Source organism: Nocardioides sp. P86 (assembly GCF_023712465.1).
Lineage (GTDB): Bacteria > Actinomycetota > Actinomycetes > Propionibacteriales > Nocardioidaceae > Nocardioides > Nocardioides kribbensis.
The window spans coordinates 758137-780321 of the sequence record NZ_JAMAYE010000003.1; the positions used below are offsets into that span (position 1 = coordinate 758137).

Annotated in this window: 21 protein-coding genes; 11 read left to right on the plus strand and 10 right to left on the minus strand. The window is 75.3% G+C overall.

Annotation, left to right across the window (positions count from 1 at the left end; genetic code table 11):
- Positions 1-55 precede the first annotated feature (55 nt).
- The 5 genes from M3673_RS16975 to M3673_RS16995 all read left to right on the plus strand — a co-directional run bounded on the left by M3673_RS16975 (position 56) and on the right by M3673_RS16995 (position 5346).
- Positions 56-244 carry a ferredoxin gene (locus M3673_RS16975; protein ID WP_056863279.1) on the plus strand — a complete coding sequence of 63 codons (189 nt, stop codon included), beginning with the start codon at positions 56-58 and terminating at the stop codon, positions 242-244.
- Positions 241-1542 carry an FAD-dependent oxidoreductase gene (locus M3673_RS16980; protein WP_251535100.1) on the plus strand — a complete coding sequence of 434 codons (1302 nt, stop codon included), beginning with the start codon at positions 241-243 and terminating at the stop codon, positions 1540-1542. Before M3673_RS16975 ends, M3673_RS16980 begins: the two co-directional genes overlap by 4 nt.
- 47 nt (positions 1543-1589) lie before the next feature.
- The gene (locus tag M3673_RS16985; protein WP_251535102.1) at positions 1590-2474 is read left to right on the plus strand and encodes an oxidoreductase; all 885 of its coding nucleotides are present in this window, start codon (positions 1590-1592) and stop codon (positions 2472-2474) included.
- A 101-nt stretch (positions 2475-2575) separates the two neighbouring features.
- Positions 2576-4141 (plus strand): adenylate/guanylate cyclase domain-containing protein, encoded by a 1566-nt coding sequence (locus tag M3673_RS16990; protein WP_251535103.1) that lies wholly within the window; start codon positions 2576-2578, stop codon positions 4139-4141.
- Positions 4138-5346, plus strand: coding sequence for an acyltransferase (locus M3673_RS16995; protein ID WP_251535105.1), 1209 nt, complete (start codon positions 4138-4140; stop codon positions 5344-5346). Before M3673_RS16990 ends, M3673_RS16995 begins: the two co-directional genes overlap by 4 nt.
- Here the strand turns inward: M3673_RS16995 and M3673_RS17000 are convergent.
- Entirely contained in the window at positions 5279-6070 is a 792-nt protein-coding gene (locus tag M3673_RS17000) for a helical backbone metal receptor (RefSeq protein WP_251535107.1), read from the minus strand. The genes M3673_RS16995 and M3673_RS17000 overlap by 68 nt on opposite strands.
- A gap of 94 nt (positions 6071-6164) precedes the next feature.
- Between M3673_RS17000 and M3673_RS17005 the strand changes: the two genes are divergently transcribed.
- From M3673_RS17005 to M3673_RS17020, 4 genes are all read left to right on the plus strand, one after another.
- Positions 6165-8135 (plus strand): clostripain-related cysteine peptidase, encoded by a 1971-nt coding sequence (locus M3673_RS17005; RefSeq protein WP_251535108.1) that lies wholly within the window; start codon positions 6165-6167, stop codon positions 8133-8135.
- Positions 8136-8325: 190 nt separating this feature from the next.
- Complete coding sequence (locus tag M3673_RS17010) at positions 8326-9537, plus strand: YibE/F family protein (protein ID WP_251535110.1); 1212 nt, start codon at positions 8326-8328, stop codon at positions 9535-9537.
- 49 nt (positions 9538-9586) lie between these two features.
- Positions 9587-10084 (plus strand): DUF2975 domain-containing protein, encoded by a 498-nt coding sequence (locus M3673_RS17015; protein ID WP_251535112.1) that lies wholly within the window; start codon positions 9587-9589, stop codon positions 10082-10084.
- Between the two features lie 12 nt (positions 10085-10096).
- Positions 10097-10306: a helix-turn-helix transcriptional regulator gene (locus tag M3673_RS17020; protein ID WP_056863287.1), complete on the plus strand. Its 210-nt coding sequence runs from the start codon at positions 10097-10099 to the stop codon at positions 10304-10306.
- A gap of 16 nt (positions 10307-10322) precedes the next feature.
- Here the strand turns inward: M3673_RS17020 and M3673_RS17025 are convergent, their stop codons facing one another.
- Positions 10323-12119 carry a CapA family protein gene (locus M3673_RS17025; RefSeq protein ID WP_251535114.1) on the minus strand — a complete coding sequence of 599 codons (1797 nt, stop codon included), beginning with the start codon at positions 12117-12119 and terminating at the stop codon, positions 10323-10325.
- Positions 12120-12256: 137 nt separating this feature from the next.
- Here M3673_RS17025 and M3673_RS17030 point away from each other — a divergent pair, with 137 nt between their 5' ends.
- A complete protein-coding gene (locus M3673_RS17030; protein ID WP_308196173.1) occupies positions 12257-13426 on the plus strand; it encodes an acyl-CoA desaturase in 1170 nt (389 codons plus the stop codon).
- On the opposite strand, the gene M3673_RS17035 is transcribed toward M3673_RS17030, so the two are convergent.
- From M3673_RS17035 to M3673_RS17045, 3 genes are all read right to left on the minus strand, one after another.
- Complete coding sequence (locus tag M3673_RS17035) at positions 13401-14345, minus strand: hypothetical protein (protein ID WP_251535116.1); 945 nt, start codon at positions 14343-14345, stop codon at positions 13401-13403. The genes M3673_RS17030 and M3673_RS17035 overlap by 26 nt on opposite strands.
- A complete protein-coding gene (locus M3673_RS17040; RefSeq protein WP_251535118.1) occupies positions 14342-14956 on the minus strand; it encodes a SigE family RNA polymerase sigma factor in 615 nt (204 codons plus the stop codon). The genes M3673_RS17035 and M3673_RS17040 overlap by 4 nt, the downstream gene beginning before the upstream one ends.
- A 107-nt stretch (positions 14957-15063) precedes the next feature.
- Positions 15064-15534 (minus strand): tRNA (cytidine(34)-2'-O)-methyltransferase, encoded by a 471-nt coding sequence (locus M3673_RS17045; RefSeq protein ID WP_251535120.1) that lies wholly within the window; start codon positions 15532-15534, stop codon positions 15064-15066.
- A gap of 220 nt (positions 15535-15754) precedes the next feature.
- Between M3673_RS17045 and M3673_RS17050 the strand changes: the two genes are divergently transcribed.
- Positions 15755-16447, plus strand: coding sequence for an N-acyl homoserine lactonase family protein (locus M3673_RS17050; RefSeq protein WP_193665647.1), 693 nt, complete (start codon positions 15755-15757; stop codon positions 16445-16447).
- 31 nt (positions 16448-16478) lie between these two features.
- Here the strand turns inward: M3673_RS17050 and M3673_RS17055 are convergent, their stop codons facing one another.
- From M3673_RS17055 to M3673_RS17075, 5 genes are all read right to left on the minus strand, one after another.
- Positions 16479-17429, minus strand: a complete 951-nt coding sequence (locus tag M3673_RS17055; RefSeq protein WP_285839574.1) for an NAD(P)-dependent oxidoreductase — start codon at positions 17427-17429, stop codon at positions 16479-16481.
- A gap of 71 nt (positions 17430-17500) precedes the next feature.
- Positions 17501-17707: a hypothetical protein gene (locus M3673_RS17060; RefSeq protein ID WP_251535122.1), complete on the minus strand. Its 207-nt coding sequence runs from the start codon at positions 17705-17707 to the stop codon at positions 17501-17503.
- A gap of 62 nt (positions 17708-17769) precedes the next feature.
- Complete coding sequence (locus tag M3673_RS17065) at positions 17770-18267, minus strand: thioesterase family protein (RefSeq protein WP_251535125.1); 498 nt, start codon at positions 18265-18267, stop codon at positions 17770-17772.
- Positions 18264-21506 carry a fused isobutyryl-CoA mutase/GTPase IcmF gene (gene icmF / locus M3673_RS17070; RefSeq protein WP_251535126.1) on the minus strand — a complete coding sequence of 1081 codons (3243 nt, stop codon included), beginning with the start codon at positions 21504-21506 and terminating at the stop codon, positions 18264-18266. The genes M3673_RS17065 and icmF overlap by 4 nt, the downstream gene beginning before the upstream one ends.
- A gap of 179 nt (positions 21507-21685) precedes the next feature.
- Entirely contained in the window at positions 21686-22180 is a 495-nt protein-coding gene (locus M3673_RS17075) for a MarR family winged helix-turn-helix transcriptional regulator (protein ID WP_228941707.1), read from the minus strand.
- Positions 22181-22185: the final 5 nt, after the last annotated feature.

Below are 22185 nucleotides of genomic sequence, written 5' to 3' on the forward strand. Positions count from 1 at the left end.
GGCCCGGTCGCCCCGACCGGCCGTCCCCCCACGACCCCGAGCCCGAGGTGCGCCCATGAAGATCACCGTCGACTACGACCGCTGCGAGGGCATCGGCATGTGCGAGTCGCTGGCCCCCCACCACTTCCAGCTCGAGGACAACGGCGACCTCACCGTGCTCCAGGCCGAGGTCGCGCCCGAGGACGTCTCCGACGTCGAGGAGGCCGTGGCCAGCTGCCCCACCGGGGCGCTGCGACTCCAGTGACCGCTCCGGGGTCGACGCCCGACCGCGGCGCGCCGCCCGACCCGGCCACGGGCCGACTGGTCGTGGTCGGCGCCTCGCTCGCCGGGCTGCGCGCGGTCGAGTCGGCCCGCAAGGCGGGGTTCGCCGGGTCGATCACGCTGGTCGGCGCCGAGGAGCACCTGCCCTACGACCGCCCGCCGCTGTCCAAGGCGCACCTCGGGGCCGGCTCCGGGTCGGAGCCCGCGGCGCCCTACCTGCGCGAGGAGGCCCACCTGCGCGAGGAGCTCGGGGTCGAGCTGCTGCTCGGCCGGCCGGCCACCGCGCTCGACACCGCCGCGCGCGTCGTCCACGTCGGCGGGCGCGAGGTGGCCTACGACGCCGTCGTGCTCGCCACCGGGTCGACGGCGCGGCGCCTGCCCGGCACCGACCACCTCGACCGCGTGCACCCGCTGCGCACCCTCGACGACGCGCGCGCGGTGCGGCGCGCCCTCGAGGCGCGGGCACGCACGGTCGTGGTGGGCGCGGGGTTCATCGGCTCCGAGGTCGCCTCGGCGGCCCGGGGCCGGGGCCTCGACGTCACCGTGGTGGAGGCCCAGCCCACGCCGCTGGCGCGGGCCGTGGGCGCGGAGCTGGGCGCCCACGTCGCCGCCATCCACGAGCGCCACGGCACCCGCCTGCTCACCGGCGTCGGCGTCGCCTCGGTCGAGGGCGACGGCTCGGGCCGGGTGGAGCGGGTCGTGCTCGACGACGGCACGGTGCTGCCGGCCGACCTGGTCGTCGTCGGCATCGGGGTCGTGCCCGCCACCGGCTGGCTGGAGGGCTCCGGGCTGCGCCTCGACGACGGTGTCGTCTGCGACGAGACGCTGTGGGCCGGCGCCCCGGGGGTCTGGGCCGCGGGCGACGTCGTGCGCTGGCCCAACGCCACGATGGGGGAGACCCAGCGGCTGGAGAACTGGACCGGGGCCGCCGACCAGGGAGCCGCGGCCGCGCGCAACGCGCTCGACCCGGCCGCCGCGGCGGCGTACGCGACGGTGCCCTTCTTCTGGTCCGACTGGTACGACGTGCGGATCCAGATGATCGGCTCGCCGGTGGCCGACGAGGTGCTCGTCGTCGACGGCGACCCGACCGCGGCCGGACGCTGGGTGGCGCTCTACCGCCGCGGCGACCGGCTGATCGGCGCGCTGGCGGTCGACGCCCCGGCGGAGATCATGAAGTACCGGGCCCAGGTGATGCGGGGCGGCTCGTGGGACGACGCGCTGGCCCACGCCGCGGCGCGGCGCGAGCGGGCCGCCGGGCGCGCCGCCGGGCCCGCTTCCTAGGCCGCTCCTGGGCCTGCTTCCTGGGCCCGCTTCCTAGGCTGGGACCCATGAGCGACTTCCTCGTGCCCGACCAGACCGACCGCACCTGGCTGGTGACCGGCGCCAACTCCGGGCTCGGCTTGGAGACCTCCCGGATGCTGGCGGCCGCCGGCGCCCACGTGGTCATGACCGCCCGCGACGCCGCCAAGGGGCGGGCCGCGGCCGAGGAGGTCCGCGGCGGCCTCGGCGGCCGGGGGTCGGTGGAGGTCGCCGCGCTCGACCTGGCCGACCTGGCCTCGGTGCGGGCCCTGGCCGAGGGCTGGGAGCGTCCGCTGCACGGCGTGGTCGCCAACGCCGGGATCATGATGGTGCCCCAGGGCCGCACGGTCGACGGGTTCGAGCTCCAGCTCGGCACCAACCACCTGGGCCACTTCGCGCTGGTCAACCTGCTGCTGCCCCACGTGGCCGACCGGGTGGTGTCGGTGTCCTCGGCGCTGCACAAGGGCCCGCCGCTGGACTTCGACGACCTCTTCCTGGAGCGCTCCTACTCGCCGGGGCGGGCCTACCAGCAGAGCAAGCTGGCCAACCTCCTCTTCACCGCCGAGCTCCAGCGACGCCTCGGTGCGTCCGGCTCCGCGGTGCGCGCGACCGCCGCGCACCCGGGCTACGCCGCGACCAACCTCCAGTCGCACCACGCCGTGCCGCTGATGAACACCCTGATGGCGGTGGGCAACCGCGTCGTCGCGACCAGCGCCGAGGAGGGGGCGCGCCCTTCGGTGATGGCGGCGACCTACGACCTCGTCGGCGGCACCTACGTCGGTCCGTCGCGGCTCGGCGGGCTCCGCGGCGCCCCCGCACCGGCCTCGCGCTCGCTGGAGGCGGCCGACGACGGCGCGGCTCGACGGCTGTGGGACGTCTCCGAGGAGCTGACGGGCGTGGGCTGGGCGCTGTGACCTGCGGGTTCGGCTGAGCCGCGCCCCGCGGGTGCGGCACACTGGGCCCGAGCACGGCCGTCGACGACGGCCCCCACGGAGGCCGGACGGAGGTGGCTGGAGTGAGCCCTGGGACCGCCGGCACCGTCCAGGCCGCCCGCAACCCGTTCGGGTCGTGGTTGCTGGGCCCGGCCGATCAGAGCCTGCGGGCGCTGCGGGTGCGGATGCAGCTGCTGCTCACCGTCATCCTGCTCACCACCCACAGCATCGGCGCGGGGGTGGTGGTCATCTTGTCGACCTTCGTCTTCGCCCAGGAGACGCCGGAGGCCGACATGGCCCTCGCGCTCTTCATCGCCATCCCGGTCTACGTCGGCCTCGCGCTCGTGCTCGGGGCGGTCCGTGGCACCCGCGGCACCCTCAAGGCCCTGCGCTGGGCCACCCGCGGCGAGGAGCCCACCCCGCGCGACCGGCTCCGCACGCTGCGGGTGCCGCTGCGCCTCACCCTGCTCCAGGCGGGGCTCTGGCTGGCCGCCGTCGTGCTCTTCACCCTCCTCTCGGCGCTGCTGCAGCCCTCGCGGGCGGTGAGCACGGGCCTGACCGTGGCCATCGCCGGGCTGGTGGTGTGCGCGGTGGCCTACCTGCTCACCGAGTTCACGCTGCGCCCGATCGCGGCGCGCGCCCTCACCGGCGACACCTCCGCGCGGCGCCCGCGGGGCCTCGGGGTCGGCGGCCGGCTGCTCACCTTCTGGCTGCTCGGCACCGGCGCCCCGGTGGTCGGCCTGATGGTGGCGGCCGTGCTGGCCCTCACCGACGGGGTCTCCACCACCCGGCTGGCCGTCGAGGTGCTGGTGCTGGGCGGGGTGGTCCTCGTCTTCGGCCTCCTGGTCACCGTGCTCAACGCCCGCTCGGTGGTGGCCCCCATCGAGTCGGTGCGCCGCGCCATCGCCCGGGTCCGCTCCGGCGACCTGTCGCAGCGGGTGCCGGTCTACGACGGCAGCGAGCTGGGCCTGCTCCAGGCCGGCTTCAACGAGATGGCCGACGGGCTGCGCGAGCGCGAGCACCTGCGCGACGTCTTCGGGCGCCACGTCGGGCGCGACGTCGCCGAGGCCGCGGCGGCGGGCGACCTCGAGCTGGGCGGGGCCTCGCGGGTGGTCACCGTGCTCTTCGTCGACCTCGTCGGCTCGACCTCCATGGCCGCCGACCGCGAGCCGGCCGAGGTGGTCGACGTACTCAACCGCTTCTTCTCCGTGGTCGTCGACGAGGTCGACGCCCACGGAGGCTTCGTCAACAAGTTCATGGGCGACGCGGTGCTGGCCGTCTTCGGCGCCCCGGTCGAGCTGCCCGACCACGCCGCGCGCGCCCTGGCGGCCGGGCGCGCGATGGCGCAGCGGCTGGCCGAGGAGCAGACCGACGTCGCGGCCGGCATCGGCGTCTACACCGGCGAGACGGTGGCCGGCAACGTCGGCACGACCGACCGGCTGGAGTACACGGTGATCGGTGACGCGGTCAACGCCGCCGCCCGCCTCACCGAGCTGGCCAAGGAGGTCGACGGCGGGCTGCTGACCTCGTGGGAGACCGTCGAGGCCGCGGGCGGCGAGGAGGGCGCGCGGTGGCGGCGCCACGGCCGGGCCGTCCTGCGGGGGCGGACCGTCGAGACCACGCTGGCCGTGCCGGCCGACCTCGCGTGACCACGGCGCCCCCGGCCCCCCGGCAGCCCGACCGGCAGCCCGACCGGCAGCCTGACCGGCAGCCCGACCGGCAGGTCTGGGCCGACGTCGCCAAGGGTGCGTGCATCCTGCTGGTCGTGCTCCACCACGCCGTCGGCAAGCTCTACGTGCCGGCGCTCATGGGCGAGCCCGGCCCGCCGCCGCTGCCGGGCACCGACCGCGCCGCCGGAGACGGCTGGCTGGACCCCTCCGGCCTGGCGCTGGTCTGGTACGAGCTGTCGGCGGCCCTCAAGCCGGTGCGGATGCCGCTGTTCTTCGTCGTGAGCGGCTTCTTCGCCGCCGGCGTCGTGCGCCGGCCGTGGCCGGCGCTGCGCCGTCGGGTGGGCACGACCGCGTGGGTCTACGCGGTGTGGCTGCTGCTGCTGGCGGCGTACTTCTCGGTGGAGCGGGCGATGCCGCTCAACCGCACCCAGGACGGCGCGGAGCTGCTGGCCGACCTGGTCTGGGCCTCGACGGGGCTGTGGTTCCTCTACGCGCTGGCGGTCTACGTCGTGCTGGCCCGGCTGCTGGTGCGCTGGCCGCGGGCGACCCTCGCGGGGGCGGCCCTGCTCACCGCGGCGACCTCGTGGCTGCCGGTCGACGACCTCAACCGCGCCGCGGTGCTGACCCACTTCGTGTTCTTCGCCTGGGCCGCCTACCGGCCCCAGGACGTACGCCGGCTCGCCGGTCCCGCCGCCGGCCGGCCGTGGCGCGTGCTGCTGCTCGTGGCCGGCTTCGTGGCGCTGCTCGCGGCGCAGCGGGCCGCCGGCCTGCCGGGCAGCGCCGACCTGCTGGTGCTGGCCCTGCTCGGGGTGCCGCTCGGGCTGGCCGTCGCGGTCGCGCTGGCCGAGCGGCCGCGGGTCGGGGCCGCACTGGCGCGCCTCGGGGCGCTGACGCTGCCGGTCTACGTCCTGCACTCGCCGCTGCTCGCGCTGCTCGCCCACGCGCCGGCGCTGCTGCCCCCGCCCGGGAGCCCGCTGCTCGCGCTGGCGTGGCCGGTGGTGGTGGCCGCCGCCGCCGTGGCGGTGTGCCTGGCCCTGCACCGGCTGCTGCTCGCGGTCGGCCTCGACTGGCTCTTCGCGCTGCCGCGCCCGGTGGCCGCGCGCGCCCCGGCGGGGCTCAGCGGGCCAGGGAGCGGTGGGCGTCGAGGAGCGAGGGTCCGTACCAGGTCAGCAGCCGACCGCTGACCAGCTCGGTCGCCACGCCGCCCGCGCCGCCCGGGCCGCCCGGGCCGCCCGGGCCGTCCGGGCCGTCCGGGCCGCCCGCGAACACCTCCGGGCCGTCGTCGGCGGTGAAGAGGTAGGGCTCGTCGGGGAGCAGCACGACGTCAGGGGCGGCCGCGACGACCTGCTCCGGGGAGGCGGCGGGATAGCGGTCGGGGTGGTCGGCGAAGACGTTGTCGAGACCGAGGCGACGGGCCAGGTCGCCGGTGAAGGTGCGCGCGCCGACGACCATCCACGGGTCGCGCCACACCGGGATGGCCACCCGTCGCGACACCGGTGGCACCGGGCCGCACCACAGCCTGCGGGCCTCGCCCAGCCAGGTCGGGCGCTCCCAGCCGAGACCGTCGAGCAGCCGCTCCATCGAGCCGACCGCCTCCGGCACGGTCTCGATGCGGGTCACCCAGACCCGCACGCCGCTCTCGCGCAGCCGCCTCACGTCGAGCTCGCGGTTCTCCTCCTGGTTGGCCACGACCACGTCGGGCTCCAGCGCGCGCACCGCGGCGAGGTCGGGGTTCTTGGTGCCGCGCACCCGGGCGGCGCCGAGGTCGGCGGGGTGGGTGCACCAGTCGGTCGCACCGACCACGGCGTCGCGGTCGACCGAGGCCAGCGCCTCGGTCAGCGACGGCACCAGCGAGACCACCCGGCGCGCCGGGCGCGGTCCGTCGTACGCCGTGCCGAGGTCGTCCACCCGCCCGACGCTACCCGCCCGCTGGTCTAGCCACCGGGCAGGGCCCGGGGCCAATCGGGCCCCGGCGCGGGCCGCCGCGTCCTAGCGTCGGGCCGTGCCCACGCCGAGCCGCCCCCGAGCCGCCCACCGCCGACCGGTCCGAGCCGCCGTGGCCGCAGCGCTGCTGGTGCTCGCCGCCGGCTGCGGGGGCGCGTCGTCGCCGGGGGAGGCGGACGCGGGTGGGTCGGTGCCGACCGCCCACACCGGGCGCGAGGGCGACGGCTGGACGGTGCTGCACTACTCGATGGCCGACACCGACCTCGAGCCCTTCATGGTCGGCGACCTCAACGAGCTCGGCGCCGTGGGCTCCAACGACAACCTCCAGGTGCGCGAGCTGATGGACCGCTCGCCCGACTACGGCGCCGACCCGGCGCTCGACCAGGGTGACTGGGTCGGCGCGCGCGTGCTCGACCTGGGCCCCGCGGGCACGAGCGAGCTGGTGGAGGACCTCGGCGACGTCGACTCCGCCGACCCCGCGACCCTCGCCGACTTCGTGGCCGAGGGCATCGAGGCCCACCGGGCCGGTCACTACGCGCTGGTCATCTCCGACCACGGCGCCTCGTGGCCCGGCGTCGGGCCCGACGACGGCACCGGCGAGGTGCTCGACCTGGCCGACCTGACGCGCGGCATCTCCGAGGGGCTGGAGCGCGCGGGCGTCGACAAGCTCGACCTGCTGGGCTTCGACGCCTGCCTGATGGCCAGCTACGAGGTGGCCAGCGCGGTCGCTCCGCTCGCCGACCGGCTGGTCGCCTCCCAGGAGCTCGAGCCCGGCCACGGCTGGGACTACGGCGCGCTCCGGCTGCTCGCCGAGGACCCCGACGCCACCGCCGACCAGCTCGGCGCGGCGCTGCTCGACGGCTTCGTCGCGCAGGCCGAGGCCGAGGGCACCGCCGACGGCATCACCCTCGGGCTGGTCGACCTGACGCGCATGGACGAGGTCGACGCCGCGATGGCCGCCTTCAGCGGTGCGCTCGCGGAGCGGGCGGTCGCGGTGGCACCCGTCGTGGGCCGCGCGGGGGCGGAGACGCTGGGCTTCGCCCGCAGCCCCGACGAGGCCGAGGACAGCCACATGAAGGACCTCGGGCTGCTCGCCACGACCATCGGCGTCGAGGCCCTCGACGTCTCCGACGAGGCCGACGCCCTGGTGCGCGCGATCGGCGACGCCGTCGTCTCCGAGGTCGACGGCGCCGCCACCCGGGGCGCCACCGGCCTGTCGATCTACTTCCCTCCCACCGCCGAGCTGGCCGACGGGGCCTACCTCGACGTCGCCTCCGCCGAGCCCTGGGCCGACTTCCTCACCGCCTACTACGACGCCGGCGCGCAGATCCCCGCCGAGGAGACCGCGCAGTTCACCGACCTGGCCGACGGCCCGCTGGTGGAGCTGGAGGACGGCGGCGTCTACGTCACCGCGGAGTACGACGAGCTGGGCCAGGCCAACCTCACCGACGCCACGATCTCCTACGCCGTCGTCGAGCCCGACGGCTCGCTGACCTACCTCGGCGAGGAGAGCGCCGCCATCGACCCCGACGGGGCGCCGGTGGCCAGCGGCTTCTACGACCTCACGACGCTGGAGATCAGCGACGGCATCGACACCGCCCGGGCCTACGTCTCGCTGCTGGTGGAGGAGGACGCCGACGTGGTCTCCCTCGACGTGCCGATGGCCTACTACGCCCCCGGCGACGTCGACGGCGAGACCTACCAGGACGTGCTGCTCTCGATCGAGATCGACGTCGACTCCGGCGACATCGTGGCCGAGACCTACTACGCCTACGACCCCGCGACCGAGGGCTACGGCGAGCTCAACGCCGAGCCCGACGGCCTCATCGTGCCGGAGGTCTACACCCTGCTCAACGACGGCTCGGAGCGCTGGACCCCCACCTCCGACGTCGGCCTCTACGCCGACCTCGAGGCCCTCACCTACGACCTCGTGCCCCTGGAGTCGGGCACCCGCCTCCAGCTCGACCTCACCGTCTACGACTACGGCGACAACGCCAGCACGATCAGCGGCTTCACCCAGGTGCCCTGAGGCGACGCCGGCCCGCCGCTAGGCTCGGGCGGGCCGGGCGCCGGCGCCACTTACTGACCGTTGGACCCACTTCGACACCGTTGTGACGGTCAGGTAGTGGGTCCAACGATCAGTAAGAGGGGGCCCCGCGATGGGTGCGCACCACCCGCGACACGCAGCACCGGGGACGGCTGAGGCCTCCTCGCCCCGCATGCGACGACTGGCCCTCGCGGTGGTCGTGCCGCTGGCGCTCGTGACGCTGGGCTGCCTGGTCTGGCTGTGGCCGGGCTCGCTGCCCGGGCCCGACACCCCCGGCTCGCTGGAGCAGGTCGAGGGCGTGGTCACCGCGGTCAGCGTGGAGCAGTGTCCCGAGAGCGCAGCGACGGGCGGCACCACGCCCGACCCCACCGCCGACCCGGCATCCGGCGCCGGCGGTGCCGCGGCGGCGAGCACCTGCGGCACCGCGACGGTGCGGCTGACCAGCGGCGCCGACGACGGGCTCGAGGTGGAGACGCCGCTGCCGACCGGCGCGGGCGCCGTCGAGGTCGGGGAGGGCGACGACGTGCTGCTGGTCGAGCTCGGGGCCGCGCGCGACCCGGACGGCTCCGTCGACGAGTCGGCGCCCCCGTCGTACTCGATCGTGGACCGGCAGCGCGGCACGGGGCTGGCGGTGCTGGTGGGGGCCTTCGCGCTGGCGGTCGTGGCCTTCGGGCGGCTGCGTGGGCTGACGGCGCTGCTGGGGCTCGGGGTGACCTTCGGGCTGCTGGTGTGGTTCGTGGTGCCGGCGATCCTGGCGGGGGAGTCGCCGCTGCTCGTGGCCATCGTGGGGTCGGCGGCGATCGTGCTGACAGTGCTCTACCTGACCCACGGGCCGAGCCTGTCGACCACCGTGGCGGTGGTCGGCACGATCGCGGCCCTGACCCTCACCGGGCTGCTTTCCGCGCTCTCGGTGGCGGTGCTGGGGCTGACCGGGGTCTCCGACGACCTGTCGTCCTCGCTCGGCACGACCTACGGCGTCAACGTGCAGGGCGTGCTGCTCGCGGGCATCGTCATCGGCTCGCTCGGCGTGCTCGACGACGTCACCGTCACCCAGGCCGCGACGGTGGAGGAGATCGCGCGGGCCAACCCGGGCTACGGCGCGCGCGAGCTCTACCGCGCCGCCACCCGCGTCGGGCGCTCCCACATCGCCTCGGTCATCAACACCATCGTGCTGGCCTACGCCGGCTCAGCGCTGCCGCTGCTCATCCTCGTCGTCGCCACCGACGACCCGCTGGGCGACGTCGTCACCGACCAGGTGATCGCCCAGGAGGTCGTGCGCAGCGTCGTGGCGACCTTCGGGCTGATGGCCGCGGTGCCGATCACCACGGCGCTGGCCGCCCTCGCGGTGCGCGAGGCCTGGTCGGGCAGTGGCCGCCTGGCCTGACCTATCGAATCGCGATAGATTGTGATCGTTGGTCGAGAGGAGCGATGAGATGGGTCGTGTGGTGACGCTCGCGCTGCGGGTGGTGCTGGCCGTGGGGATCGCCGGGTCGCTCGTCGTCCAGGTCCTGCTGGTGCCGCTGGCGGCGCGCGACCTGTCGGGGGCCGGCGCGGAGGTGCTGCGGCTGCGCCCGGCGCTGCTCGTGCTCGCCGTGCTGGGCGTGCTGACCGTGCAGGTCACGATGGTCTGCACCTGGCGCCTGGCGACGATGGCCCGCCGGGGCACGGTCTTCTCCCGGGCGGCCTTCCGCTGGATCGACGTCGTCGTGGGCGCGATCGCCACGGCCTCGCTGCTCTGCTTCGTGCTCGGGGCGCTGCTCGCCCCGGGGGAGGCGGTAGCTCCCGGGGTGGTGCTGCTCGTGGGCGGCCTCGGGGTCCTCGCGGCGGGGGTGGCGCTCGTCGTGCTCGTGATGCGCGCGCTGCTGGTCCGGGCGGTCGACCGCGACGCGGAGGCGACGGCCCTGCAGACCGAGCTCGACGCGGTCATCTGATGGTGCTCTGAGGTGGCCATCGTCGTGGACGTCGACGTCATGCTGGCGCGGCGCAAGATGGCGGTGGGCGTGCTGGCCGAGCGGGTCGGCATCACCCCCGCCAACCTGGCGGTGCTCAAGAACGGCCGCGCCAAGGCGGTGCGTTTCGCGACGCTGGAGGCCCTCTGCGAGGCGCTGGACTGTCAGCCGGGGGACCTGCTGCGGTGGGTGCCCGACGAGTGAGCAGGCCCGCGCCGGGTCAGGGGGCGCTCCAGTGCTGCCAGTCGGGCTCGGAGTAGTCGCCGCCCCACTCCCAGCCGCGGGAGGCGAAGGCGCGGAAGACGACGTCGCCGCGAGCGATGACGCCCGGCACGGCGCGGGCACCGGGGGAGCGGTCGACGTCGGCGAACGCGCGACCGGCCGGCGGCAGCACCTCGCCCCCCAGGACGTAGGGGTTCTGCACCGGGTTGATGTCGAGGGCGCGGCCGAAGGCGTGGTCGGAGAAGCGGTCGGTGCCGGCCACGGTGCGGCAGTTGTAGCCCGAGGTGTTGTTGGCCGCCATCGAGCGGTCGTCGTCGCCGCCGTAGGCGTCGACGAGCCGCATCCGGCGGATCGGGAAGCGCTCGCGGTAGAGGGTGCGGAAGATCTGCGTGACCTCCTCGGCGACGTCCTCGTGCACGACCATCGCCCCGGTGCGGGCCGCTCCGTCGAAGCCGACGTAGGACATCCGCAGCTGGCGCAGGTCGGTCAGCGGCACCGGACAGGTGGGGCGGTGGCTGGAGCCGAGCATGCTGCGGCGCACGGCCGGCCCGATCCGGCGCACCTCGGAGCGGTACGCCGGCAGCGCCTCGGTCGCCGGGGGGGCGGGCTGCTGGGTCGGGTCGGGCTGCCCGCCGGGCTCGGCGGCGGCGCCGGGGCCGGGCTCGAGGCCGGTGCAGCCGCGCAGGCGGCGCCAGTCGGCGACGGCCTCACCACGGGCCGCGCCGGTGACCGGCTGGGGCTGTCCGCCGGGCTCGGGGATGAGCGCCGGCCGCCAGGTGACGCCCTCGACGGCGTCGGCGGAGACCTCGACCTCGAGCACGCCGGTCTCGGCCTGCCGGCCGTGGTACCAGAGGAAGTTGCCCAGGCCGTAGCCCACGTAGGCGTCGTCGAGCAGCCCCCCGCCCTGGAGCTGGTGGGAGTGGGAGCCGACGACGACGTCGGCGCCGGCCTCGGCGAGCGAGGCGGCGAGGTCCTGCTGGAGCGGGGTGGGGCAGGCGGCGCCCTCCTCCCCCCAGTGCAGGTAGACGACCGTGACGTCGTCGGTGGCGGCGGAGTCGCGCACGGCCGCGAGCAGACGGGGGGCGTCGGGGGTGCGGGCCGCGGCGAGGCCGGGTCCGGCGCCCTCCCGCACGCTCCAGGTCGGGTCGGCGCTCTCGAGCGGTGAGGAGTCGGCGGCCAGCACGCCGACGCTGAGGCCCTCGACCTCGACGCGGTGGGGGGTGAAGGCCGCGGTGGGATCGGCGCCGACGCCGACCACGCCGACGGGGCTGTCGGCGGCGATCGCGAGGGTGTCGCGCAGGCCGGCCGCGCCGTAGTCGGCGCCGTGGTTGTTGGCGACCGAGACGACGTCGACACCGGAGCGGTCGAGCAGGTCGAGGGCGGAGGGCGGGCTGCGGAACCAGTAGCGCAGTGACGGGTCCTCCAGCTCCTTGGCGGCCGGGGCACCGGTGCCGGGGCGGGTCAGCGCGCTCTCGAGGTTGACCATCGCGAGGTCGGCGCCGCGCAGCACCCGCGACATCGGACCGAGGGTGGAGCGGGGGCGCTCCGAGAGCCCGCGCAGGGCGCCCTCGAGGTGGACGTCGCCGGCGAAGGCGAGGGTGGCGGTCGGGCCGGCGGGGGCGGCGGACGCCGCGCGACCGGCCTCGGAGGCGGGGGCCTCGGACGTGCGCGCCGACTCCGCCTCGGAGTCGGGGCTGCACCCCCCGAGCACGAGCGAGCCGACCAGGGCACCGACGAGCGCACCCGCGCCGCGTCGGCGCCCGCACCGCTCGCCACGCCGCCCGTGGTGTCGCATCTGGTCCCCGTCCGCCCGGCCTCGCCCGTGTGCGAGTGCCTCCACTGTGACGGGCGGCGCCAAGCAAAGGTCGTCCCGTGACGGGCCACGGGCCCCCCGGTGCTGTCTGCTCACCCCTCGATGGGGTACCAGTAAGGGTGACCACCTCCACCGTGACCAGCCCTTCCGCGACCGGCGCCGTCACGGCCGCGGCAGACCCGGCCGAGCGGCCCGTCTCCCCGGCGACGGCGCACCTGGACGCCGCCGACGTCGCGGCGCTCGCGGCCGAGCTCGACGCCCTGCGCGACGAGGTCCTGGCCGGTCGCGGGGCGCGCGACGCGGCGTACATCCGTCGGGTGATCGCGGTGCAGCGGGGCCTCGAGCTCGGCGGTCGCGCGCTGCTCGTCGTGGGCTCGCGCCGCCGGCCGGTGTGGGTGCTGGGCGCGGCCTGCCTGGCCACCGCCAAGGTGCTCGACAACATGGAGATCGGCCACAACGTGCTCCACGGGCAGTGGGACTGGATGCGCGACCCGAAGATCCACTCCGCGACCTGGGACTGGGACCACGTCACCCCGCCGGAGCAGTGGAAGCGCTCGCACAACGAGCTGCACCACGTGCACACCAACGTGCTCGGCCACGACAACGACCTCGGCTACGGCATCCTGCGCGTCGACGAGGCGCAGCCGTGGCGTCCCCGCCACGCGGTGCAGCCGCTGTGGAACCTCGTCAACGCCGTCTTCTTCGAGTACGGCATCGCGCTCTACGACCTCGAGGTCGGGGAGACGCTGCGCGCCGGGCGGCGCCCCGACGCGGAGATGCGGGGGCGCATCGGCGACGTGCTGCGCCGCGCCCGCCGCCAGCTGCTCAAGGACCTCGTCATCCACCCGGCGCTCTCGGGCCCGGGGTGGCGCTCGACGCTGAGCGCCACCCTCGCCGCCAACCTGGTCCGCAACCTGTGGAGCCACTCGGTGATCATGTGCGGCCACTTCCCCGAGGGCGTGGAGACCTTCGAGCTCGACGAGACGCCGACGCGCGAGACGCGGGGGGAGTGGTACCTGCGCCAGATGCTCGGCTCCGCCGACATCACCGGCCCGCCGCTGCTGCACGTGCTCGCGGGCAACCTGTCGCACCAGATCGAGCACCACGTCTTCCCCGACCTGCCCAGCAACCGCTACGCCGAGATCGCGCCCCGGCTGCGGGAGGTCATGGAGCGCCACGGCCTGACCTACCACGCCGCGCCGCTGCACCGTCAGGTCGCCAGCGCCTGGCACAAGGTGGTGCGGCTCTCGGTGCCGCCGAGGGTCAGCGGGTCCAGACGGGGTCGGTGAGGATCGCGCGGGCCTGCTCGACGCTGAGCGCGGGCACGTCGGTGGGGTCGGGCACGGTGTCGGGGCCCTCGTCGCGGGTGCCCTCGGCGACGTAGAGCTCGACGTGGCCGCCGGAGGGGTCGGCGAGGGTGGCCAGGACGTAGGCGCGGTCGGTGGGCCGCTCCCGGCCCTCGACGACGGTCCGCTCGACCTTCTCGGTGACCACGCCGACGAGCTCGCCGGCCTCGGTGCGGACCTCCTTGCAGGTCTCGTGGCCGGTGAGCTCAGCGCACGGCACCACGGCCTGCAGCGGCGCGTTGTCGCCCCCCGCGCACGGACCACCGGCACTCAGCTCGGCCAGGCTCGTGCGTCCGCCCGGCACCCCCGGCGGCGGCAGCAGGGTGACGCTGGCGAAGTCGGCGTCCTCGCCCGCCCCCTCGCCCGTGACCAGGTCACCGCCCCAGGCCCCGGGCGAGGCGTCGTCGGTGCCGCCGATCCGGGTGCCCGGCGGCAGGAGGGCCGCCAGGTCGTCGCGGACCTCCTCCGAGGGCCTGCTCCACCAGCCGGTGGCCGCTGCGTCGGGGTCGCACGCGGCGGGACCCGCTTCGTCGAGCCGGGTCCGGGGGTCGGAACCACGGCCCTCGCCCGCGCCGGCGCCCGGGCCGCTGGCGGGGTCGACGGCCACCGGGTGACCGGACGGGTCGGGCCCTCCCGGCCAGCCCTCGGCGAGGGCCGGGGCGGCGAGCGCGAGGGCGGCGGCGACGGCGAGGCCGCCGGTGCCCTGGACGAGACGACGGCGGGTGCGCTGGCGCCGGCCGCGGGCCAGGGCTGCGGGCAGGACGTCGGGGGCGCGCAGCCCGTCGACGGCGTGGGCCAGGCGCTCGCGCAGGCGGGCGTCGTGGTCGGGCTGGTGCGGGGTCTGGTGGCTGGGGTCGGTCACGGGGTGCTCCTGGGGAGGTCGTGGGTGAGGCCGGCGGGCTGGGCCGCTGGCGGTGCCGCGGAGGGGTCGGCGGGGTCGTCGGGGTCGTCGGCGAGCAGCTCGCGCAGGGCGCGCAGCGCGCGTGCGGTGCGGTTCTTGACCGCCGACTCGGTGAGGTGGAGATCGGCCGCGGTGGTGGCGACGCTGAGGTCGAGCCAGAAGCGCAGCACCACGACCGCGCGGTCGAGGGCGGGCAGCCGGGCCAGGGCCGCGGTCAGGGTGACCCGGTCGGCGACACCGGCCGGGCCGGAGGGGTCGGGCGACGCCAGGGCGTCGGCGGTGCCGGTGTCGGCGGCCCGGCCGGCCACGTCCTCCACCGGGAGCTCGCCGCTGCGGCGCAGCCGCCGCTCGGAGAGGAACGCGTTGAGCAGGATGCGGTGGGTGTAGGCCACCGGGTCGTCGGTCGTGCGCAGGCGGCGCCAGCCGGCGAAGGCCTTGGCCAGGGTGGTCTGCAGCAGGTCCTCGGCGGCGTGCGGGGAGGCGGTGAGCAGGTAGGCGGAGCGGTAGAGCCGGTCGGAGTGCAGCGTCACGAACTCCGTGAACTCCGCGTCGTCTCGTCGCGCACCGCGCACGGTGCCTCCTCTCGGGTGGTGGATCGGCCTACGTGAGAGGAGACGCCTCGGCACCCCCACCCGGTCTCACGACACCGTCGGCCGGTCCCACGACGACCGCGCCGCGCTCAGGAGGCGCCCGGGAAGCCGTGCTGGCGCCACGCCTCGTAGGCGACCACGGCGGCGGAGTTGGACAGGTTGAGCGAGCGGCGGCCGGGCACCATCGGGATCCGCAGCCGGTCGGTCGTGCGGGGGTGCGCCAGCACGTCGTCGGGCAGCCCGGTCGGCTCGGGGCCGAAGAGCAGCACGTCGCCGGGCTGGTAGGCGACGTCGGTGTGCCAGCGGGTCGCGTGGGCGGTGAGCGCGAAGACCCGCGAGGAGGCCAGGGCCTCGCTGCCCAGCGCGGTGTCGAGGTCGGGGTGGACCACCACGGAGGCGAGGTCGTGGTAGTCGAGACCGGCCCGCTTGAGCCTCGGCTCGTCGAGCTCGAAGCCCAGCGGCTCGACCAGGTGCAGCGTCGCCCCCGTGCCGGCGACCATCCGGATCGCGTTGCCCGTGTTGGGCGGGATCCGGGGCTCGAGGAACATCACGTGGAACATGGGCGGCAGTATCCCGCGCCCGGCTGCCGAGGGGCCGGGCGCTCGGGGGCGAGTGCCCGCGAGTGCCCGCGAGTGCCCGCGAGTGCCGAGCGCCCGCGTGCTCAGGGGAGGGACACGGTCGTGCCCCTCCCCCGAGCACGACGACACCGCTCCGTCGGGGCGGTCGCACCGCCGCGTGGGACAGTGGCCGCCAGGGACGGCGGAGCACGGAGGACCCGGGATGCGCGTGGACGACGTGGTGCGGCTCGACCTCGGCACGTTCGTGCGCCCGGCCGAGGAGACCGGCACGGGCGCCCCTCGCGTCGAGCACGTGCTCGGCTACGTCGCCCGGACCCCCGCCGGCGTGCTGCTGCTCGACACCGGCATCGGCGACGCCGGGGCCGAGGCCGAGGGGTGGTACCGCCCGCGGCGGGTGCCGGTCGAGGAGGCGCTGGCCCGCGTCGGGCTGGCGGTCGGCGAGATCGACCTGGTCGTCAACTGCCACCTGCACTTCGACCACATCGGGGCGAACCCGGCCTTCGCCGGCCGCCCGATCCACTGCCAGCGCGGAGAGCTCGACGCGGCCCGCGCGGTCGGCTACACCGCGGCCGACCTGGTCGACTTCGCCGGCGCCCGCTACGAGCTGCTCGACGGCGAGGCCGAGATCGCGCCCGGGGTGCACGTCGTGCCGACGCCCGGCCACGTCGCCGGCCACCAGTCGGTCGTGCTGGAGTGCGACGACGGCTCGGTCGTGCTCGCGGGGCAGGCCCACGACACCGCGTCGGCCTGGTCGGCCGACGTGCTCGCCGAGCGGGCCCGGTCGCGCGGGCACACCGATCCCCTGCCCGCCGCGAGCCCGTGGCTGGCGCGGCTGCTCGCCTTCGACCCCCGACGGGTGGTCTTCGCCCACGACGCGGCGGTGTGGGTGCCCTGACCCGCGGCCGCGCGGCCTCGGCCGGGCAGCCTCAGCCGCGTAGGCCGACCTCGATCTCGGCGAGGGCGGCGTGGAGGTCGACCTCGGGGGTCCAGCCCCAGGCGTGGGCGCGGTCGGCGAGGATCCGGCCGGTCCAGGCGGGCTCGTCGTCCCAGACCGGCTCCACGCCGAGGGCGCCGGTGACGGCCTGGTGGTAGTCACGCACCGTGGCCGGCCCGGCGGCGACGTTGACCGGGGTGCACCCGCCGGCCACCGGGCCGGTGGCGGCGTCGTCGGAGGCGGCGACCCGGCCGGTCGCGACGTCGGCGATGAACGCGGCGAGGTCGTCGACGTGCACCCACGCGAAGCTCTGGTCGGGCACGGCGTGGCGCGCCTGCTCGTCGTCGCGGACGGCGGCGGGGCGCAGGGTGTTCCACACCGAGGAGTCGCCCTCGCCGAGGATGGCCGGCGGGCGCACCAGCACGCGGGTCAGCCCGTCGGTGGCGGCCAGCGCGGCGTCGGTGTCGCGCTTGGTGACGGGGTAGTCGCCGGCGTCGTCGTCGACCAGGTCGGAGGACTCGTCGACGTCTCCGCGACCCGGCGAGCGGTCGTAGACGGCGGCGGTCGAGACGTGCACGAGACGGTCGACCCCGGCCGACGCGGCCGCGCGGGCCACCACGGGGGTGCCCTCGACGCCGATCTCGTGCTGGGTCGCGCGGTCGCTGCCCATCGGGTGCACGGTGGTCACCACGGCGAAGGCGCCCTCGACCGCCGACGCGGCGAAGGCGGGGTCGGGGAAGTCGCCGACCCGCTCCTCCACACCGGCCAGGTCGGGGGCCGTGCCCGCGCGGCGTACGACGGCACGCACCTGTGCGCCCCGCTCCACCAGCGCCTCGCACACGCGGGCGCCGACGAGGCCGTTGGCGCCGGTCACGACGACCACGGGGGAGTCGGGGGCCTGCGTCGAGCCGGAGGACTGCGGGGCATCAGGGGTCGGGGTCATGCCCTCCACCCTGGCACGCGGCCGCCGCCCGCCCCAGGCGCTGAGGGGTGAGGGCGGCCGGAGGTGGCGGGTCAGGACCGGCGGGCGAGGAACGCCGAGAGGGCCACGCAGACGACGAGGCCGACGGCGCCGACGTCGGCCAGCAGCGGCAGCACGAGCACGGCCGCCACGAGCAGCACCGGCACGGCGAGCGCGCCGGGCACGACGTAGCCGAGGGTGCGCGAGCCCTGGACGCCCGGGGCGGGGCGGGACGGCCCGTCGGGCCGGTCGGAGGGCATGCGACCGACCTTAAGCCCCGGGCGCGGGCCGCGACGGCGCGGCGCCCGGGGGAGGGGTGCGCTCAGCGCAGGGCGAGGGAGCCGGAGAGGCCCGGCTCGAAGTCGAGGGCCTGGTCCTCGGCGATGCGCTCGTCCATCGCCTGGGCGACGTCCTCGGGCCACGGGCTGGTCTTGCGGGTGCTCATGTCGATGTGGAGGAAGATCTCCTCCATCACGTAGCTGACGCGCTGCTCGGTGTCGTCGAGCAGGTAGACCACGACGTGGGCGGCGCGCTCGGAGCGCCCGACCAGCCGGACCCGCGCGGAGAGCCGGTCACCGGTGCGCAGCTCGGTGAGGTAGGTGAGGTGGTGCTCGGCGGAGAAGCAGGCGTGGCCGTGGGCCGGCCAGTTCTGCGGGATGCCGAGACTCACCAGGGACTCGTCGAGCCCCTCGCTGGCGATGCCGAGGTAGTGCCGCACGTTGAGGTGTCCGTTGACGTCCTCGAACGCGATCGGCACGGGCTGCTCGGTGTAGGCCGGGAGGGCGACGAGCTGGTCGTAGGTAGGCAGAGAGGTGCTCACACGTTGCGACGATACTGCCCGCCGACCTCGAAGAAGGCCTCCGTCACCTGTCCGAGCGTGCAGACCCGCGCGGCGTCCATCAGCACCGCGAAGACGTTGTCGTCGGTGACGGCCGCCGCCTTGAGGCGCGCGATGGCCTCCGCGGCCTCCTGGGAGTGCTCCTGGGAGAAGCGACGCACGCCGCTGAGCTGCGACTCCTTCTCGGCCTCGGTGGCGCGGGCGAGCTCCACGTGGACCGGCGTGCCGTCGGTGCCGTCGCCGCGCTCGGGCTTGCGGAAGGTGTTGACGCCGATGATCGGCAGCGAGCCGTCGTGCTTGCGGTGCTCGTAGAGCATCGACTCGTCCTGGATCCGGCCGCGCTGGTAGCCGGTCTCCATCGCGCCCAGCACGCCGCCGCGCTCGTTGATCCGGTCGAACTCCTCGAGCACCGCCGCCTCCACCAGGTCGGTCAGCTCGTCGACGACGAAGGCGCCCTGGAGGGGGTTCTCGTTCATCGCCAGGCCCCACTCGCGGTTGATGATCATCTGGATCGCCAGCGCCCGTCGCACCGACTCCTCGCCCGGGGTGGTGACGGCCTCGTCGTAGGCGTTGGTGTGGAGGCTGTTGGCGTTGTCGTAGATGGCGATCAGCGCCTGGAGCGTCGTGCGGATGTCGTTGAAGTCCATCTCCTGCGCGTGCAGGGAGCGACCCGAGGTCTGCACGTGGTACTTCAGCTTCTGCGAGCGCTCGCCCGCGCCGTACCTCTCCTTCATCGCCACCGCCCAGATCCGGCGCGCGACGCGGCCGATCACGGTGTACTCGGGGTCCATGCCGTTGGAGAAGAAGAACGACAGGTTGGGCGCGAAGTCGTCGATGTCCATGCCGCGCGCGAGGTAGGCCTCGACGTAGGTGAAGCCGTTGGCCAGGGTGAAGGCGAGCTGGCTGATGGGGTTGGCCCCGGCCTCGGCGATGTGGTAGCCCGAGATCGAGACCGAGTAGAAGTTGCGCACCTGGTGCTCGATGAACCACTCCTGGATGTCGGCCATCATCCGGAGGCTGAACTCGGTGGAGAACAGGCAGGTGTTCTGCCCCTGGTCCTCCTTGAGGATGTCGGCCTGCACGGTGCCGCGCACGCTGGCCACCGCGTGGGCGGCGAGCGCGGCCCGCTCCTCCTCGCCGGGCTCGCGGCCCTCGCGCTCGCGGAAGGCGTCGACCTGCTGGTCGATCACGGTGTTGAGGAAGAAGGCGAGCACGGTGGGCGCGGGGCCGTTGATCGTCATCGAGACGCTCGTTGTGGGCGAGACCAGGTCGAAGCCGTCGTAGAGCACCTTCATGTCGTCCAGCGTCGCCACGCTGACCCCCGACGTGCCGACCTTGCCGTAGATGTCGGGGCGCTCGTCGGGGTCGCGGCCGTAGAGGGTGACGGAGTCGAAGGCCGTCGACAGCCGCTTGGCCTCGCCCTCGGCCGAGAGGATCTTGAAGCGGCGGTTGGTGCGCGCGGGGTCGCCCTCGCCGGCGAACATCCGCGCCGGGTCCTCCCCGTCGCGCTTGAAGGGGAAGACGCCCGCGGTGAAGGGGAAGTGGCCCGGGAGGTTCTCGCGGCGCCAGAAGCGGACCAGCTCGCCGTGGTCCTCGAAGGTCGGCAGCGAGACCCGTCGCACCTTGGTGCCGCTCAGCGACTCGCGCGTGAGCCGGGTGGTGATCTCCTTGTCGCGCACGCGGGTGACCTGCTCGTCACCGGCGTACGCCGCGACCACACCGGGCCAGGCCTCCACCTGGTCGGCGACCTCGGCCGGCAGCGCCTTGCGGGCGCGCTCGAGCAGCCCGGGCACGTCACCGTGGTCGCCGCCGTCGAGGGAGTCGAGCTCGGCGGAGACCGCCTCGAGCCGCTGCACGCGGCGGGCCGCGGCCACCAGCTCCTCGGTGCGGGCGTGGTAGCCGCGCACGGTCTCGGTGATCTCGGCGAGGTAGCGCACCCGCTCGCCGGGCACGACCTGGCGGATGCCCGAGGAGTGGCGCACGTCGACGGCGGGCAGCACGCCCTCGCCGACGGGGAGCCCCGCCCCGCCGAGCAGGTCGCGCAGGTGCTGGTAGAGCGCGGTGACGCCGTCGTCGTTGAACGTGGCCGCCGAGGTGCCGAAGACCGGCATGTCGTCGGGCTGGGAGCCGAAGGCCTCGCGGTTGCGGACCAGCTGGCGGCCCACGTCGCGCAGCGCGTCCTTGGCGCCGCGTCGCTCGAACTTGTTGATCGCCACCACGTCGGCGAAGTCGAGCATGTCGATCTTCTCCAGCTGCGAGGCGGCGCCGAACTCCGGCGTCATCACGTAGAGCGAGGTGTCGACGTAGGGCACGATCGCGGCGTCGCCCTGGCCGATGCCCGGGGTCTCCACGATCACCAGGTCGAAGCCGGCGGCCTTGACCACGTCGATGACGTCGCCGAGGTGGTCGGGCAGCTCGTGGGCGCCGCGCGTCGCGACGGAGCGGAAGAAGACGCGGTCGCCGTCGAGGGAGTTCATCCGGATCCGGTCGCCCAGCAGGGCGCCGCCGCCCTTGCGGCGGGTCGGGTCGACGGCGATGACGGCCACGCGCAGCTTGTCCTGCTGGTCGACGCGGAAGCGGCGCACGAGCTCGTCGGTGAGCGAGGACTTGCCCGAGCCGCCGGTGCCGGTGATGCCGAGCACGGGGGAGCGGTGGGCGCTCGCGGCCTGCTGGAGCGCCGCCAGGGTCTCGGCGGGCAGCCGGCCGCTCTCGGCGGCGGTGATCGCGCGGGCGATCGCGGCGCGCTCGCCGCCGACGACCTGGTCGGCGGTGACCTGCCCTGCGGCCCACAGGTCGGTGTCGCAGTCGGCGACGACGGAGTTGATCATGCCGACCAGGCCCATGCGCTGGCCGTCCTCGGGGGAGAAGATCGTGACGCCGCTGTCGCGCAGGCGCTGGATCTCGTCGTGGACGATGACGCCCCCGCCGCCGCCCACGACCTTGACGTGGCCGGCGCCCTGGGCGCGCAGCGACTCCACGAGGTACTCGAAGTACTCCACGTGGCCGCCCTGGTAGGACGAGACCGCGACGCCCTGCACGTCCTCCTCGAGCGCGGCGTCGACCACCTCCTGCACCGAGCGGTTGTGGCCGAGGTGGATCACCTCGCAGCCCTGGCTCTGGAAGATGCGCCGCATGATGTTGATCGAGGCGTCGTGGCCGTCGAAGAGGCTGGAGGCCGTGACCAGCCGGACCGGGTGGGACGGGACGTGGAGCTCGGGCACGGAGGTCACCTCGGGGTGTCACGGGGCGACCGGGCGGCGTGGGCCGGGGCCGGCGCCCGAAGATAGTTGGACGTCCTACTAATTGCCCACGATAGCCGCCCGGACCCCGCCGGTCGAGGGTGCGTCGGCCCCGGTCGGCGCGCCGGGTCGTGCACCGGGTCGCGCCCCGGGTCGTGCGCTCAGTCGACGCGGTCGCCGCTGCGGGCGCGCAGGGCGGCCAGCAGGCGCGAGAGCGCACCGACCTGGGAGGGCGGCAGCCCGAGGGACTCGAAGACGTCGCGGTTGAGCCCCGCGGTGGCGGTGGCGGCGATCGCGCGGCCGGCGTCGGTGAGGGTGGCGAGCACGATGCGACGGTCGCCCTCGCCGCGCGAGCGCTCGACGTAGCCCTGCCGCTCGAGGCGGTCGACCGCGCTGGTGACCGACGTGGGGTGCACCTGGAGCAGCGAGCCCAGCTTGGTCATCGGCAGCCGTCCCGCGGAGGTGAACGACAGCAGCTGGAGCACCTCGTAGCGGGCGAAGGTGAGGTCGAGCGGACGCAGCACGGCGTCGATGCGCTCCATGAGCAGCTGCTGCACCCGCACCAGCGAGGTCACCAGGGCCATGCCGTCGGCGGCGTCGTCCCACCCGTGGGCGACCCACTGGCGGTGCGCCTCGCGGATCGGGTCGGTCGTCACGCGGC